Genomic DNA, 15591 nt, shown 5'->3' with positions numbered 1-15591 from the left:
TTCCTTAACTTAATGACAGAGAGAAAGAGGAAATAGCCTTAAGTTGACGCCATTAGCTGAACTCTGACAAATACTCTTAGGAATTATTATCCAAATCATTACGCGACAGTGACAACATATCCACAAATTCTGTGGATAACTCGTCGCTGTCGCGTAATGATTTGGATAATAATTTATCAGTGGTACGCTTTTTTTATCATACAAACTCATATATACTCAGGGCGAGTGATCTAGATCACCTCAATCGCGATGAGTCGGCTAGTTTTATATCAATTTGCGCTTCATTTGCTGATTGAGATGTTAATTCATCACTTTTTGGACGCACCTCTCCCGTAATATGGCGAGTAAGCTGTCTTAAATTAAATCCAAGCACGGCGGCATAACCAGCACTTTTAGTAGTTTCATCAGATTTCATCCGACTTCGTCCCATTTGACCGGCGTGTTTGGTGTGACCAATGAGCGGCTCAATGCCTGCACGCCTGTCATGCAATAACTTGCGGGTTAGCCAAGGGGTTGTTTCTGGTGGTGCATCTAATGTTCGTTCAGGCCTTGGTAGATGAATATCAGCTACTGCTGTCTTTATTAATAATTGTTCATTGTCATAAGAGTAATATCCCTTATCAGTGGCAACCGATTGCAGAACACCCTCTCCAAACAGATTCTGATGTAAACCCAGCATCGCAGGCAAGGATTGTGCATCAGGCATATAAAGAGACGAACATTGACCCACCACCAGGAAATTACCACCAATCCGCCCCAGCTGAAAAGCACGGCCAAATTGCAATCCTTTATTGAGCTTGCCTTTATTAAAACAACCCACCTCATGGGCATGCAAAGAACTGATGCTCGCATTGGTTACTCCTTCAAAGAGATAACCATGGACATTGGACAACAGCATGGCTCCGCGAGAACCGAGTATTGCCATGGCACGTCTCAAAGGCCAATGGATTCCAGCCTGTACTTTATCAGTTAACTGATAAAGATTCTGAAGTATGGGCAATACACGTTCATAAGTTTCCCGCCATAATCGCTGTTGCACCACTTTTAATACTTCAGTAGTAGCTTCTTTACGCTTGAGGTTAAAGTAATAAAGCGCAATCTGTTTTAAATGAGTTAGACCCACACGATAGTGCTCACGGCCTTCATGGCATAAAGTGTTAAGCCCTTTGCCTACAGTTGAGGCCATAATCGCTACTTTTACTAATAAATTAACCAGTGCAGGGTAGGAGATATTCGCCTCCTGAACCGTTGAATCGACATCCAGTTCCGATGGATTGGCATAACCCAATCGGCTCGCGTGTTGGCTGATTAAATTAGCCAACTGGCGCTGGGTTTCAGGGCTTAAGCGGGAACGAAAGGCTTCTATCTTAGTATGGTCTGGCACATGCCATTTCTTAAGCAACCCATAACCACAAAACAGCCTAAAAGCCGCATTGTCACGCACCTGCTGTTCTGCCATCCTGTCCGTTAAATCAAACATCTGCTGCACAACATAAACACCTAAATGAACGCGAACTCGTAAAGGCCTACCCATCCACCAGTGTTTTTTATCCGTGCGCTGTAAATCAGGAAGCACTAACTCCAGCATCTCATCCCAAGGGAGCTTCTGGGCCAGTTTAATTAAGCAATGGTTGTGGTCTACAACAATATTCACTACACCACCACTCACCACTTGCGTGAATCCATCCACATTCAAACTCATTACTTACTGCTCTTATCCTTATTTTAAAGTAATGCAGTGTAAGGGGTAAGTGGCTTTAATACCAGATACCACATAGGTTCATTAAAATAAGTGAAAAATAGATTCAACCAAGAGAATATTGCCTCTAAAGTTCAATTAATATACAATATGCAAATTAAATTTATCGGAGTTACTTCATGGCACAAGCTAAGACAGAGTATCCCTTAGACGACATACTACCCAAAGATATCGTAACGCTTATTTCGAGTCATTTAGATAAAACAGATGAGCCTCAAGAAATAAAAAGTATGCGCAGGAGACATTACCCACTCTTTCGTAGTGATACCATTCAAAGCAATCGCATCCTGGCTAAATTAGCCCAGTACGCTTTTGAAGGTAACATTGCACGAGTAGCGAGTTTAGTTAAGATACGCCCTGATTTACGGATAAAAGTGCTATTCGCTCTTGCGGGTTTAGGTGCACAAGATGAGATGGAGAAGATATTAAAAGAACACCCTGAGGACTTATTGGTATCACACCGTTTAAGAGATATTTCAGGTGCAGAGTTTCCGAGTATCACTTTATTACAACACGCGATGTGGACTAAAGACGTGCGCTATATGGCCAATATGTTTCTCGATTGCCTGCCTAAAAATGACCAAGGCGAAAAGATAAGAGTGGCACTGAAACAACAAGCCAAAGAACACATGGACAGAGGCGTGGTGTATCAATTAAAAGGCGAGTGGCGCAGCGGCGAAGTTCATTTTAATTTACAACCCTTGATTACAGCGCTTCGCACCTCTGTAGAGAAGTATGATAACTGGACAGAAAAAGAAAGAGAATTGCATTGGTGTACTGTAGTTGGACTGGCTCAGACTCTAATACCAGCGCATATACGCCATCATTATTGCGACCCTGAAGAAGCGTTTTGGAATAACCCGGACTTTAAGAAACCGAAATTAAAGCGTTCACTCAAAATCTATAATTGGGTCTTGGAAAAATCGCAATTGTGGTCTGAAAGTTTGGTTGGTCTTGGTCGGGATTTTGGAATTTATGCGCTGCGGATGCGTAATGGGGCCGCGGGTGGGAAGGGCGTGCGGCGGGCCGAGCAGAATTTAACGGCCGTGACGGCCTTAGATGAAGCGAGGACTGAAATCGACTTGCCGGCGCTTATAGAGCGACTGCATACCCCGACTCAAAATCTGGAAGATGACCTAGGTGTACAAGGAATGAAGATTTAGCCTTGAGCAATAACCCTGCCGCAAAGCCTGCGGCGGGATTTGATGCCCAGCACGCCTTAAAAAACCATCCCAATAATTCCTGATAATCCCAACATTCTGATGTCCCCGCCCACCACGTGCTCCAACGATACAAGTAATTGCTGATCCGTCGGAGAGAGACTCCATTAATGACCATTTGATTGACTTGCTCACGTGCCTTACGCAGTGTCCGTGGATGCGGAACAATCCGATTTGGCTCAGGCAATAAGTGTTCAGTTGTCTTACCCCCCCCCACAATCTGGGGGAATTATGCTCAATTCGAGCGTATTAACTGATTGATTATTAACCTGCGGCACGGTGGTGTTATCCAAGGTTTGTGTCCCTGGATAATTAATTCCGAGAAAATGAAAACCCTTTTCAATAGAGCCTATTCTTGTTTTTTTTCTTGATAACTGTAGCCGTCTTTCTTTTAATACAGCATTCATGCGCTGTTTGCAGCGCTCAAGTTGACCAGGGGTCTGGCATAAAATTAATATATCGTCTTGATAACGCAGATAAGTCACGTTCATCCCATCGAAGGCCTGATCAAGTGGTTTTAGAAAAATGCCACTAAAAAACTGAGATAAAGGTCCACGCAGCGCAATCCCATGGTCGGTATTTTTATACCCTCGTGGTGTCTCAATGGGATTGATGATGCTCTCCTTAAGCATTGTTTGTACTTTTAAATCATCATAAAGCGCGTTAATGTCTTGAATTAACTGATGGTGCGAGATGGATTTGTAAAAGGATTTAATATCAGCGCGAATTACGTACTGAGGTCTTTCTTCTTCTAGTACTTTCCTAATATGTTGCGTGGCAACTTTCACGCCACTTGGCCCGTGCAGAGGGTAGCACTTTGGGTGCATTACATGGGCAAAAGTAGGTTTTAGTTGTTTCAGCATGATGTGTTGCAGAATCCTGTCGGACAGGTGCAGTTGGTCAACCATCTCATCCCTAAAGTAGTAACGCTTAAGGAATCGAGGCGTATAAGTACCATCCATTAGAGTGTGAATACCCTTAACCAGCCAATCATCCATCTCACGCGCCATAAAATGGACGTCGTTATTGGGATTGGCAAAGCGCTTTTGTTTGTGAATTTTTGCAAAAAGCGTGCGGCCTATAGCCAGCATGTCCGCAAAAGCCCATCGCTTCATTCTTCGCTCTGTGGTTTGGGAAAAAAAAACAAATATCGCCCTCAGTTTCCGAGCGGCTCTTTAAAAAAGAGCATAGTGTATGCTAAAGTGTTCTTGTTTAGTAAAATATTTTATTTAAATCTCAAAAACCATTACCACCATTCATTTAAATCATTACGCGACAGCGACTAACTCTGTGCATACACTATGAACATGTAAACTCTACATCCTGTTCAATCGTAATAGGCCGCGAGGTATGTTATCCCGAGCATAGCGAGAGCTCTCCTGAAGGTTGCATGAAGGTCATGTATTAGCCATGTGCCCCATTCAAGAGATCCTTCGTCATAAATTCCTCAGGATGACGTGGATTCTAACTGCGATTTAAGTGGCGCTTTTGCGGTCTAAACTATAGGCACCCTGTTAACTAAACGGTCATTTCTATATTTTGAGGTGATGTGTCTCACTAACAACAACACGTGCATAAGCTCTTTTTTCTATTAATTCCCCAAAACCTAATGCCGAGAATAGAACTAAAAGAAGACCTGCAGTGGAATAGCATAAGATTGAATCAGTAATTGAACCAAGACTAAATACAATCAACAAACCCAGTACTATAGGTTTAGTTTCACTACTTAGCTTAAATGCCATAACAAACAAAGAGGCAAGGAACATCAAATAAAAAGCTAAACCAATTAAACCTTGTTCAGATAGGGTTAACCAATACTGACTGTGCGGATCATGGAGTTTTTCTGTCCAGGAAGGAACGGGCTGATCCAAACGAAATAGATATTTAAAGCTGCCAGTCCCCACCCCAATCAGCGGGTGGCGCTCAAATAAAGAACGAGCATAATCATGAAATTGCACCCTAAAACCTAGAGAAGTATTTTCTTCATGTTGCTGTAAAAATTTAATATCACTGATTAATGCAGCAGTTCTTATTTGCATTAAAGGACTTGCCATATAAACAACACTAATAGAACTACAAAGCAATAGAAAACCTAAAATAGCCTTTTTTAGTGGTAGTTTTTGCACTAATAATAAAGTCATTAAAACCGTATACGTAACATAACCAGTTCTACCAGTATTTAAGAAGAAGACTTGATAACTACCAATAATCATCACGAGGCTATAATAAACACGCTCCCATTTTTTAATCTGTGCACTAAAAGATAAAATTCCCGCGAAATAAACTGCTAAAGAAACCATAAATCCTGTTGCAATATGATTATGGAAAACCTCACCCGAATCTTCCATATTATTAATAGCAACAAGGCCTTTTTGTTTTAAAAAAGACACCACACAAGTAATTAGTATGGCAGCAAAGTAAGCATGAAAAGTCCAACGTCTTGTTTTAGGATTGATAAAACCTACCGCAAATATGGGTAAATAAAGTAATTTAGAATATTTTTCTGTCACACTAGTGCGCATTAATATAGGTGCTTGTGACCATAAGCAAGCAATGACTACAAATAGAATTAATGCAAGTGCCGCACGTACCCAAAGAGTATTAAATGTAGCTATAACATTTTTTCTATAATATGGCGTCATTAGTACTGCAACTAAAATAACTACCGAAAAAATTGATTTAAGACTTACGCTTATAGGAATAACAAATGCCAATGAAACAATAAAAAAAGGAACGATCCAAATTGTATTTTCCTCTGAAAAAATTGATTTCACACTAAGTCCTCTTTGTGATTTATTAAATTAGGTAGTTGTTCTATATCACTGTCTTGATAAATTTGCTTTACCCCGCGATAAAAAGCACCTTGGGCATTAAATACAGCAAATAAAAAACCTATTTTACCGTCCAAAAAACCGCGTTGTAAAATATAACATCGAAAAAACATCCATGAAGTACTGACTAAGGTTTTTGTGAAGCTGGCGTTTCTTTGTTTTGCAATGTACATTTTCGCACTGTATGAAGAGTATCTATTCATCTTGTAAAGTACATGACTTACATCTTTGAAGGAATGATGCATAATGGGATTATTTAATTTTCCAATACGCGTTCCTTTCGGAAGAATAATTTTTTCATGAACAATATCTGTACTAAAATGAGCATTAGTACGTTTAAACAGACGCGCATGGCGTTTGGGACTGGATGAGTATTTTAAGGGTTTTTCATAAAAATTCATTTGGATGGCAACACGGTAGGCATCAAACTTGCCAGAAGCCATAGCACGAAGCATTTCCTGTTGTAATCTTTCACTAATTGCTTCATCAGCATCAAGATTGAGTACCCAATCTTTGCTGGCTTTAGATAAAGCCCTTTGTTTTTGTGCGCCATATCCAGGCCAATCTGTTGAAAATACACTTTTTGTATACTCTTTAGCAATTGCAACCGTATGGTCACTACTTCCTGAATCCAGGACAATTATCTCATCAGCAAACTGAACTGACTCAAGGCATCTTCTAATATTTTTTTCTTCATTCTTAGCAATTATGATTACCGACAATCCCATTTAAACAACGCCCTCTCTATGATCTTGGCTATCAAAGTGTAATTTACCGTCTTTGACTCTTAGAATAACATGACCACCGTGCATTAACTTACCAAATAAAAGCTCATCAGCAAGTGGTTTTTTCACATTTTCTTGAATCAAACGCGTCATAGGTCTTGCTCCCATCATCTTATCGTAGCCATGTTCGATAAGCCATTCACGTGCCATTTTATCCACACTGAAGCTAACGCCTTTATGACTTAATTGTTCATCAAGTTCCATAATGAATTTATCAACAACCAAACCAATAGTCACAGCATCCAATGGTGCGAAATTAATAATCGCATCAAGTCTGTTTCTAAATTCTGGACTGAACTGTTTCTTAATCACTTCCAATCCATCATTACTATTGTCTTGATTAGCGAAACCTATAGAGTTACGTACTAACTCACTCGCACCCGCATTAGACGTCATAACTAAAATAATATGGCGAAAATCTGCTTGGCGGCCATTCGTATCGGTTAAAGTACCATGATCCATAATTTGTAGCAGCAAATTAAAGACATCTGGATGCGCTTTTTCAATCTCATCAAGTAATAACACTGCATGAGGATTTTTAGTAACGGCTTCAGTCAATAAACCGCCTTGATCATAACCCACATATCCTGGAGGTGCACCGATTAATCGAGAAACTGTATGTTTTTCCATGTATTCAGACATGTCAAAACGCAATAATTCAATTCCTAAAACATTCGCTAATTGGCGTGTTACCTCAGTTTTACCTACTCCGGTGGGGCCTGCAAATAAGAAACAACCTACAGGTTTTTGTGGCTCTCTAAGTCCTGAACGTCCTAATTTAATTGCTGAAGATAACGCGGTAATGGCTTGATCTTGTCCATAAACCAAGAGTTTCAAATCGCGTTCCAAATTACGTAAGGTGTCTTTATCACGAGCAGACACTTTCTTAATTGGGATCCGTGCAATTTTAGCAACCACACTCTCAATCTCAGTAACGCTAATAATTTTTTTACGTTTATTGGCAGTTAATAAATTCTGATAAGCACCGGCTTCGTCCACCACGTCAATTGCTTTATCTGGCAAGAAACGGTCATTGATGTATTTAGCAGACAATTCAGTCGCTGCTTTCAATGCAGGAATAGTGAATTTCACCCCATGGTGTTCTTCTAAACGACCTTTTAAGCCTTTTAATATTTCAAAAGTTTCATCAATTGAAGGCTCTGGAATGTCAATCTTTTGAAAACGTCGTGCTAAAGCGCGATCTTTTTCGAAAATACCTCGGTATTCTTGATACGTTGTAGAGCCAATGCATTTTAATTCACCATTTGCCAATAAAGGCTTAATCAGATTTGAAGCATCCATAACCCCACCTGAAGCAGCTCCTGCACCAATAATGGTGTGGATTTCATCAATAAACAAGACTGCTCCTTCTTGTTGGCTTAATTGTTTTAATACAGCTTTTAAACGTTTTTCGAAATCACCGCGATATTTGGTACCTGCCAGTAATGCACCTAAATCCAGAGCATAAACGATGCAATCACGAATTGCATCAGGTATTTCACCATCCACGATGCGGCGTGCTAAACCTTCTGCAATAGCGGTTTTACCAACACCTGCTTCACCAACCAGCAGTGGATTATTTTTTCTACGACGGCATAATACTTGAATAGTACGTTGAATTTCCTCGTGACGTCCAATAAGAGGGTCTATTTTGCCTTGTTTTGCACGCTTATTAAGGTTTGTACAATAACTCTCCAATGGGGATTCATTACCTTCAGTTATTCCCATATCTTCATCCATAGATGAATTCATGTTTTCATGCAAGTCGTTGTTTTGATATTTTGAGACTCCATGAGAAATATAATTAATTACATCAAGTCGTGTAATATTTTCACGACGTAAAAAATAGACCGCCTGACTTTCTTGCTCACTAAAAATCGCAGCCAGAACATTTGCGCCAGTTACTTCGGTTTTTCCTGCGGATTGTACATGAAATACCGCGCGCTGTAACACGCGTTGAAAACCAAGTGTAGGTTGAGTTTCTCTATCAAGCTCATCCTCGGGTATTCTTGGTGTTGTTTCATCGATGAATTCAATCAAATCACGACGTAAGGCATCAATATTTGCATCACAAGCCTGTAATACGTTACCAGCTGCTGGATTATCAAGCAAAGACAATAATAAGTGCTCAACAGTCATGAACTCATGACGTTTTTCTTTGGCTTCCTTGAAGGCTAAATTCAAGGTGAATTCAAGTTCTTTGTTTAACATTGTCGTTGCTCCTCTTTCAGCTCACAACAAACTATTCCGGCTCCATGCTCGCAAGCAATGGGTGTTCATTCATTCTGGAGTAATCATTTACCAGAGCTACTTTGGTTTCTGCAATGTCTCGGGTAAATATCCCACACACACCTTTTCCTTGAATGTGAACCTGTAACATCACCTGAACAGCTGTTTCCTCACTAAAACGAAAAAATCGCTTTAAGACGTCAACTACAAATTCCATTGGCGTATAATCATCATTAAGCAACACTACTTTGTACTTTCTTGGCAACCTAAGCTCGGTGCTCACTTCTGGCTCAGAGAGCCTTGGCCTTACAATTTCCGCTATATTTTGCCCACTCATAACATACAACCTCTTACTATTTTTATAGACGTCTCATACACATTTAGCCAGCAAAATCAGCGAATTTTAACGAAAAAAATGACCCTTGAAGTAATCAAAAACATTTTGGCCAGATAGCATCCATGAAAATGAATGAAATAACCTCATCCTGATTTACATTCGACTCACTATTATGTAGGTTAAGTTGTACTCTTTAATTATTAGCGTAGATTGGGCTTTGACCTGATTTTCCCACATCCCGAGACTTGTTCGCGGGAGCCATTACCGAGCTAAATTCCGCGAACAAGTCGCGGAACATAGGTCTCAGTGTAGACCTAGACCTACACTTGCAGCTCACCTAACCTAACTAAAGAGTTATTGTTTGATTTTAAATCATATGCTGTTCTGGATTTATTTTACTAAATTACATATGTTTAATCACTTCATCACCAAAGCCAGAGCTACTTACTAAAGTAGCACCTTCCATACCACGTTCGAAGTCATAAGTTACTGTTTTTGCTTCAATAGCACCTTCCACACCCTTGATGATTAAGTCAGCAGCTTCATTCCAGCCCATATGCCTTAACATCATCTCTGCAGAAAGGATAATTGAACCAGGATTTACTTTATCTTTTCCAGCATATTTTGGTGCTGTACCATGAGTTGCTTCAAATACAGCTACTTCATCGCTCAAGTTAGCTCCGGGTGCAATACCAATACCACCTACTTGCGCTGCTAAAGCATCAGAAATATAATCACCATTTAAATTTAAGGTAGCAATGACACTGTAATCTTCTGGTCTTAAGAGAATTTGTTGCAAGAAGGCATCAGCAATCACATCATTAATGATAATTTGCTTACCCGTTTTAGGGTTAGTAAATTCCATCCAAGGACCACCTTGATATTCTTTAGCACCAAAATAGTCACGCGCAACTTGATAACCCCATTCTTTGAATGCACCTTCAGTAAACTTCATGATATTACCTTTGTGGACTAAAGTTACTGTATGGCGATCATTATCAATAGCATACTGAATTGCTGCTTTTACTAAACGTGTTGTTCCTTCTCTAGAAACAGGCTTCACACCAATACCACAATGTTCTGGGAAACGAATCTTTTTAACAGCCATTTCTTTAATTAAGAAATTAATAACTTTTTTAGCATCATCAGTATCTGCCTGCCATTCAATACCAGCATAAATATCTTCAGAGTTTTCTCTAAAAATAACCATATCCGTTTTCCACGGCTCTTTTAGTGGGCTTGGTACGCCATTAAAATAACGAATTGGGCGTAAACAAGTAAATAAGTCTAACTCTTGGCGAATTGCTACGTTTAATGAACGAATCCCCCCACCAACAGGTGTAGTTAAAGGGCCTTTAATAGAAACAACGTATTTTCTTAGTGCGTCTAAAGTTTCCTTAGGAAGCCATTGATGCTCACCATAAACTTCTGTTGCTTTTTCACCAGCGTAGACTTCCATCCATGCTATTTTGCGATTGGAACCATATGCTTTTTGTACAGCTGCATCAACAACTTTAATCATCGGAGGAGTCACATCAACACCGATACCATCTCCCTCAATAAAAGGAATAATCGGATTATTAGGTACATGAAGAGACTTATCAGCGGCAATGGTAATCGCTTCGCCATGTGCAGGCACTTTGATTTTATCGTAGGTCATTGACAACAACTCCGTTAATTTTAGAGGCAATAATAATAGCATGCGATAACTTGGAATCCCAAATCCATTTCCACTAATTTTGCGGGAATAATACAGCATTGTATTAAGTTTAAGCGTGCTGCAACATTTTAATCTGTTCCATCAGCTGATCATAACCTGCTTCAACGTTTATATAATCGCGTTTTGCTAAATAAACCGACAAAGACCCATCATCGGTCGCGCTATTTCTTTGCAAAACTCCATTATAACCTTTGCTTTTCAAGCGTAAAAAATCACTGATCTTGGTAACCAGATAGAAATTACGATAATAATTACGCAGCAATATGTGAACCGCTTGGGCATCACCCTCTAAGACGTTTCCAGGTAAATAATCTTTTAGTGAATAAGATGAATTATTATGTACTGCGACGACTTTGCCTTTGGGGAGAATCTGTTTAATCTTATCAGCTAATTTTTTTACTTCACGATGAGCTTCAGAACTATACTGACTCAAAGAAGTTAACGTTTTTTTAATGCCCACATCAGTAAAAATACGGTTGGGATCAAACTCATAACACTTGTTATGTAAATGAAATACTATATTACGTCCTCCGGAATGCTCCAGAGTAATGAGGCTACCACCTGTCTTTTTAATTACTTCTTGCGCTGCTTTTAATGCGGTTTGCTCATTATGATGAACATGAATGAATGTTTTACCTTTGCCTATATAATGTTTAATTTCAACTTTTTCATCGCCCACCATAATAATATGGTTCAGTGCATAAGTAACATGACAAAAAAATAGGGAGATCACGAAATAATATTTCATAGATTAAGCTCGCTATAAGCATAAACTGACAATATTGTATAAGAATTACTCTATAAAAACAACACGATATAAAAAATCGAAAATGATGATTGCTCTGCTCCCATAATCCTTCTACCATAAGGCCTTTCAATTTACCTTGATTTTATGCCAGAACTCATTTTGTTTAATAAGCCTTACGGTGTGGTTTGCCAGTTTACAGGTGAGGCGCATGAGCATACTTTAGCTGAATTTATTGAGAAGCCTGGCTTTTATGCAGCAGGACGTCTCGATAAAAATAGTGAAGGATTATTGTTGCTCACCAATGATGGAGCCTTACAACATCGACTAACGCATCCTAAATTTAACAAAAAGAAATATTATTGGGTACAAGTTGAGGGCATTCCCACCTCTGAGGCACTAGAGCCTTTACGAAAAGGATTGGTTGTAAAAGATATTCGCTTTTTGCCCGCACAAGTGCGTTGCATCGAACCTCCAACAACACTTTGGCCACGTACACCACCAGTGCGTTTTAGACAAAATATTCCTACCAGTTGGCTAGAAATTGTATTACGTGAAGGAAGAAATCATCAAGTACGTCGTATGACTGCAGCAGTTGGTTTTCCCACACTGAGACTTATTCGCCATCAAATTGGTAATTGGAAATTAGATCATTTGCAACCAGGTGAGATGCAGACCATTCATCAGTAACTCATCTTACAATGCAGATACCAGAAGTATATCAAATATCATTGTAGGCATTGTTGGATATGACAAGCAATGGAATAAAAAGTTATTCAAGCAAATTGTACACATTTTTACAAATGCATTAATCACTTGAATGGATTTATAAAAGATCGTATAATGCATTATTTATACAAAATGGTGTGATTATGTCAATTAAATCTACTCTAGAATTTACGTTATTTGGTTCAGCAATAGGCGGCGTATCAGGACTCGTGCTAGGTGCCAGTCATGGAGGTTTTTTCGGAGCTCTTGGAGGAGCTGCTTGCGGCGCTATTCTTGGCCCAGCTGCTCTTTTGATTACAGCTGTTGCTGTTGCAGCATGTTGCCTTGCTGCAGCAGCCGTTGTTGCAGCACCTTGTTACTTGGGATATAAATTGCTAGAGTCAGTTTGCAGTCTCTTTAGTAATCATGATAATTATTATCAACATAGTATTTAATTGGCATAAATTGGACTAGTAACAGGGCTGGAATAATTTTTTCCTGTTACTAGTTATCAGTAATCATTCAGACCAATCATTTAGAAACTAATATTACTGTGCTCTTATCCGACTCCAAGATGACAAGAGAGCGATTATCTCGTGTGTGACTACTTACAAAACCTTAGCGATAAACTAAACGCGTCAGCAGAATATCTTCGCCTAATAAACACAGCCAAGGCCATAGAAACATCCCTACCCCAGCACTGGCAAGCGGCATAAATAAGCTGTAATTAAAGCCTAGCACTGCAGAAATGATTGAGATAATCGATTGATATAACAAGCAAAAAAATCCGACTAAAAAGATTTGCTGTACCATTGAGAAAAACTGAAAACGTCGTGATTTGCTTGAAGCAATCCAGGTAACAAAAAGTAATGCAAAAGAATGCTCACCAATTACCGTTGCCAACAGTACATCCAGTAACAAACCCACAAATAATAAGGTAGTTTGGTTAAAATTACCGGGCAGGAAATATTCAATATACAGGACCAATAATAATACCCATGGTGGCCGAAAATCAGAAATTAATTCCGGCATAGGCAATATTGATAAACTTAGCATGATGATAAAAGCCAAGCTCAAGCGCACCCGAAGACTCATCATTACATAGTCTCCTTAGCATTTAAGCGCTTATTGATTTGCTCTGTTAATTGTTTCTGCTCAATATCAGGCCAAATCAATAAAGCCAGGCGGTTGCGGTTAAGCAATGCCACAGGATTAACTTTTACTTTAACAAAATCTTCTCCCGGCACACTACTGACCTGCTCCACACGCCCTACCGGATAACCTTCAGGATAGCGTCTATCCAAACCTGAAGTCACTAATACATCACCAGGATGAATCGATGAAGTTTTAGGTAAATTAATTAAAAACAAATGTTCCATGTCATTCGTTCCCACTAAAATTGCACGCTCACCAGTACGATTATTACGTACAGGGACTGCACTTTTAGAGTCAGAAATCAGCAATACAGTGCTGGTTAGAGGACCCACATCAACAATTTGCCCCATCACACCTTTAGCATCCAAAACTGGCTGCCCCACATAAGCACCATCACGCTTACCCTTATTTAAAACAACAATTTGTCGTGAATTACTAGTATCGACAGCAAGAATCTGCGTTGCCATAGCACGCATATTGGCTTGCGAAGAAGTTTGTAATAATTCTTTTAATTGAGAGTTTTCTTTTTGGATGACTAATAACTTTTGCAGCTCGGCTTCTAACATTGCTTGCTGGTAGCGTAAACGCATGTTTTCATCGATTAAAGCTTTTTTAGCACTCACTAAGGATTGCACCCAACCAACCACACGCACGGGATAATCTACAGCGTATTGCAAAGGAGAAACAATCAGAGAAAAACCACTGCGGACACTGTCTAAGTAATGATAATGGTAATCTGAGATCATTAAAAAAATAGAGAAAAGCAGAGCAAACACAAATCCAATTGGATTGTGTCCGCCTCTGCTAAATAATCTATTATGAGTATTACTACTCTGTTGAGAGGAAATCACCGCCACGTAAGTCCATGGTTTCTAAGGCTTTACCACCACCACGAGCAACACAAGTCAGTGGATCTTCAGCAATTAACACTGGTAAGCCAGTTTCTTCCATCAATAGTGCATCAATGTTTTTCAATAATGCACCACCACCAGTCAATACCATGCCGCGTTCAGCAATATCAGCGGCCAGTTCAGGAGGAGCTAACTCCAATGCGGCTCTTACTGCACCAACAATTCCTGACAAAGGCTCTTGAAGAGCTTCTAAAATTTCAGCACTGGTCAATACGAAACTGCGAGGAACACCTTCAGCGAGGTTTCTTCCACGAACTTCAATCTCAAACAAATCACGGCTTGGATAAGCAGAACCAATCTCATGCTTAATACGCTCAGCGGTGGTTTCACCAATTAATGTGCCATAGTTACGGCGAACATAGGAAACAATAGCATCATCAAACTTATCCCCTCCAATGCGAACTGATTGATGATAAACAATACCGCTTAAAGAGATAATTGCTACTTCCGTCGTACCACCGCCAATGTCTACAACCATAGAGCCACTGGCTTCTTCTACCGGCATTCCTGAACCCAAAGCAGCAGCCATTGGCTCTTCAATGAGGAATACCTCACGAGCACCAGCGCCCATAGCAGATTCACGAATCGCACGACGCTCGACTTGAGTAGAACCACAAGGTACACAGACCAAGACACGTGGACTCGGTCGTAAAAATTTATTTTCATGAACTTTATGGATAAAGTGTTGCAACATTTTTTCGGTAACGAAAAAGTCGGCGATAACCCCATCCTTCATCGGTCTGATTGCATTAATGTTGCCCGGAGTTCTTCCAAGCATACGTTTTGCCTCAAGACCAACCGCTGCAACGCGTTTCTGCCCTGATTCATTACGCAAAGCAACTACAGATGGCTCGTTAAGGACAATCCCTTTATCCCTTACATAAATCAATGTATTGGCTGTTCCCAAATCGATAGATAAATCGTTGGAAAATACACCTCTTAATTTCCTGAACATAAGCAGCACTACCCCGTTCTTCTTTTTGCGCGTTACTTTATACTAATTTTGCATAAAAATCGACTGTTCTACCACAACAATTTTAAATAATGAAGTTTTTTTTGTTTGAAAGTAAATTAAAGGGGGAAAAAGTAGCATAAATTACAAAGATAAGACAAAATTTTAGAAAAATAGCCTGCATTATAAAAATCTGGTAACTCCCCACGTCATCCCTCGCTGCGCTCGGGATGACGTGG

General features: G+C 39.7%; 14 protein-coding genes. 3 read left to right on the top strand and 11 right to left on the bottom strand.

Annotated features, from left to right (window positions below):
* Positions 1-235 precede the first annotated feature (235 nt).
* The gene (locus QM652_RS08210) at positions 236-1702 is read right to left on the bottom strand and encodes a transposase (RefSeq protein WP_415074667.1); all 1467 of its coding nucleotides are present in this window, start codon (positions 1700-1702) and stop codon (positions 236-238) included.
* Positions 1703-1878: 176 nt separating this feature from the next.
* Between QM652_RS08210 and QM652_RS08205 the strand changes: the two genes are divergently transcribed.
* Positions 1879-2922 (top strand): hypothetical protein, encoded by a 1044-nt coding sequence (locus QM652_RS08205; protein ID WP_415074666.1) that lies wholly within the window; start codon positions 1879-1881, stop codon positions 2920-2922.
* 260 nt (positions 2923-3182) lie between these two features.
* Here QM652_RS08205 and QM652_RS08200 read toward each other — a convergent pair whose 3' ends face one another.
* The 7 genes from QM652_RS08200 to QM652_RS08170 form a co-directional block, all read right to left on the bottom strand.
* A complete protein-coding gene (locus tag QM652_RS08200) occupies positions 3183-4094 on the bottom strand; it encodes a reverse transcriptase domain-containing protein (protein ID WP_415074664.1) in 912 nt (303 codons plus the stop codon).
* 417 nt (positions 4095-4511) lie between these two features.
* Entirely contained in the window at positions 4512-5753 is a 1242-nt protein-coding gene (locus QM652_RS08195) for an O-antigen ligase family protein (RefSeq protein WP_415074662.1), read from the bottom strand.
* Positions 5750-6538: a glycosyltransferase family 2 protein gene (locus QM652_RS08190; protein ID WP_415074660.1), complete on the bottom strand. Its 789-nt coding sequence runs from the start codon at positions 6536-6538 to the stop codon at positions 5750-5752. The genes QM652_RS08195 and QM652_RS08190 overlap by 4 nt, the downstream gene beginning before the upstream one ends.
* Entirely contained in the window at positions 6539-8806 is a 2268-nt protein-coding gene (gene clpA / locus QM652_RS08185) for an ATP-dependent Clp protease ATP-binding subunit ClpA (RefSeq protein ID WP_415074658.1), read from the bottom strand. It abuts the gene before it with no gap.
* 31 nt (positions 8807-8837) lie between these two features.
* A complete protein-coding gene (gene clpS, locus QM652_RS08180; protein ID WP_415074656.1) occupies positions 8838-9161 on the bottom strand; it encodes an ATP-dependent Clp protease adapter ClpS in 324 nt (107 codons plus the stop codon).
* Positions 9162-9564: 403 nt separating this feature from the next.
* Entirely contained in the window at positions 9565-10821 is a 1257-nt protein-coding gene (icd, locus tag QM652_RS08175) for an NADP-dependent isocitrate dehydrogenase (RefSeq protein ID WP_415074654.1), read from the bottom strand.
* 109 nt (positions 10822-10930) lie between these two features.
* Positions 10931-11629, bottom strand: coding sequence for a protein tyrosine phosphatase (locus tag QM652_RS08170; protein ID WP_415074652.1), 699 nt, complete (start codon positions 11627-11629; stop codon positions 10931-10933).
* 144 nt (positions 11630-11773) lie between these two features.
* Between QM652_RS08170 and QM652_RS08165 the strand changes: the two genes are divergently transcribed.
* The gene (locus QM652_RS08165) at positions 11774-12316 is read left to right on the top strand and encodes a pseudouridine synthase (protein WP_415074650.1); all 543 of its coding nucleotides are present in this window, start codon (positions 11774-11776) and stop codon (positions 12314-12316) included.
* A gap of 182 nt (positions 12317-12498) precedes the next feature.
* The gene (locus QM652_RS08160) at positions 12499-12789 is read left to right on the top strand and encodes a hypothetical protein (RefSeq protein WP_415074648.1); all 291 of its coding nucleotides are present in this window, start codon (positions 12499-12501) and stop codon (positions 12787-12789) included.
* 163 nt (positions 12790-12952) lie between these two features.
* Here QM652_RS08160 and mreD read toward each other — a convergent pair whose 3' ends face one another.
* From mreD to QM652_RS08145, 3 genes are read right to left on the bottom strand one after another with little or no spacing between them, the layout of a single operon-like run.
* Positions 12953-13432 (bottom strand): rod shape-determining protein MreD, encoded by a 480-nt coding sequence (mreD, locus tag QM652_RS08155; RefSeq protein ID WP_415074647.1) that lies wholly within the window; start codon positions 13430-13432, stop codon positions 12953-12955.
* Positions 13432-14340 carry a rod shape-determining protein MreC gene (gene mreC / locus QM652_RS08150; protein WP_415074669.1) on the bottom strand — a complete coding sequence of 303 codons (909 nt, stop codon included), beginning with the start codon at positions 14338-14340 and terminating at the stop codon, positions 13432-13434. Before mreC ends, mreD begins: the two co-directional genes overlap by 1 nt.
* The gene (locus QM652_RS08145; protein ID WP_415074645.1) at positions 14318-15355 is read right to left on the bottom strand and encodes a rod shape-determining protein; all 1038 of its coding nucleotides are present in this window, start codon (positions 15353-15355) and stop codon (positions 14318-14320) included. The genes mreC and QM652_RS08145 overlap by 23 nt, the downstream gene beginning before the upstream one ends.
* Positions 15356-15591 lie beyond the last annotated feature (236 nt).

This window comes from Legionella sp. (assembly GCF_047605385.1).
In the GTDB taxonomy this organism is placed as follows: Bacteria; Pseudomonadota; Gammaproteobacteria; order Legionellales; family Legionellaceae; genus Legionella.
Note: the sequence above shows the minus strand (reverse complement) of the source record. Positions and strands in the feature narration are given on the sequence as shown.

What these genes read in the sequence shown, in the direction of transcription:
- QM652_RS08210 (WP_415074667.1), bottom strand. Translation starts at nt 1,702, where the DNA reads ATGAGTTTGAATGTGGATGGATTCACGCAAGTGGTGAGTGGTGGTGTA.
- QM652_RS08205 (WP_415074666.1), top strand. Translation starts at nt 1,879, where the DNA reads ATGGCACAAGCTAAGACAGAGTATCCCTTAGACGACATACTACCCAAA.
- QM652_RS08200 (WP_415074664.1), bottom strand. Translation starts at nt 4,094, where the DNA reads ATGAAGCGATGGGCTTTTGCGGACATGCTGGCTATAGGCCGCACGCTT.
- QM652_RS08190 (WP_415074660.1), bottom strand. Translation starts at nt 6,538, where the DNA reads ATGGGATTGTCGGTAATCATAATTGCTAAGAATGAAGAAAAAAATATT.
- clpA (WP_415074658.1), bottom strand. Translation starts at nt 8,806, where the DNA reads ATGTTAAACAAAGAACTTGAATTCACCTTGAATTTAGCCTTCAAGGAA.
- clpS (WP_415074656.1), bottom strand. Translation starts at nt 9,161, where the DNA reads ATGAGTGGGCAAAATATAGCGGAAATTGTAAGGCCAAGGCTCTCTGAG.
- icd (WP_415074654.1), bottom strand. Translation starts at nt 10,821, where the DNA reads ATGACCTACGATAAAATCAAAGTGCCTGCACATGGCGAAGCGATTACC.
- QM652_RS08170 (WP_415074652.1), bottom strand. Translation starts at nt 11,629, where the DNA reads ATGAAATATTATTTCGTGATCTCCCTATTTTTTTGTCATGTTACTTAT.
- QM652_RS08165 (WP_415074650.1), top strand. Translation starts at nt 11,774, where the DNA reads ATGCCAGAACTCATTTTGTTTAATAAGCCTTACGGTGTGGTTTGCCAG.
- QM652_RS08160 (WP_415074648.1), top strand. Translation starts at nt 12,499, where the DNA reads ATGTCAATTAAATCTACTCTAGAATTTACGTTATTTGGTTCAGCAATA.
- mreD (WP_415074647.1), bottom strand. Translation starts at nt 13,432, where the DNA reads ATGATGAGTCTTCGGGTGCGCTTGAGCTTGGCTTTTATCATCATGCTA.
- QM652_RS08145 (WP_415074645.1), bottom strand. Translation starts at nt 15,355, where the DNA reads ATGTTCAGGAAATTAAGAGGTGTATTTTCCAACGATTTATCTATCGAT.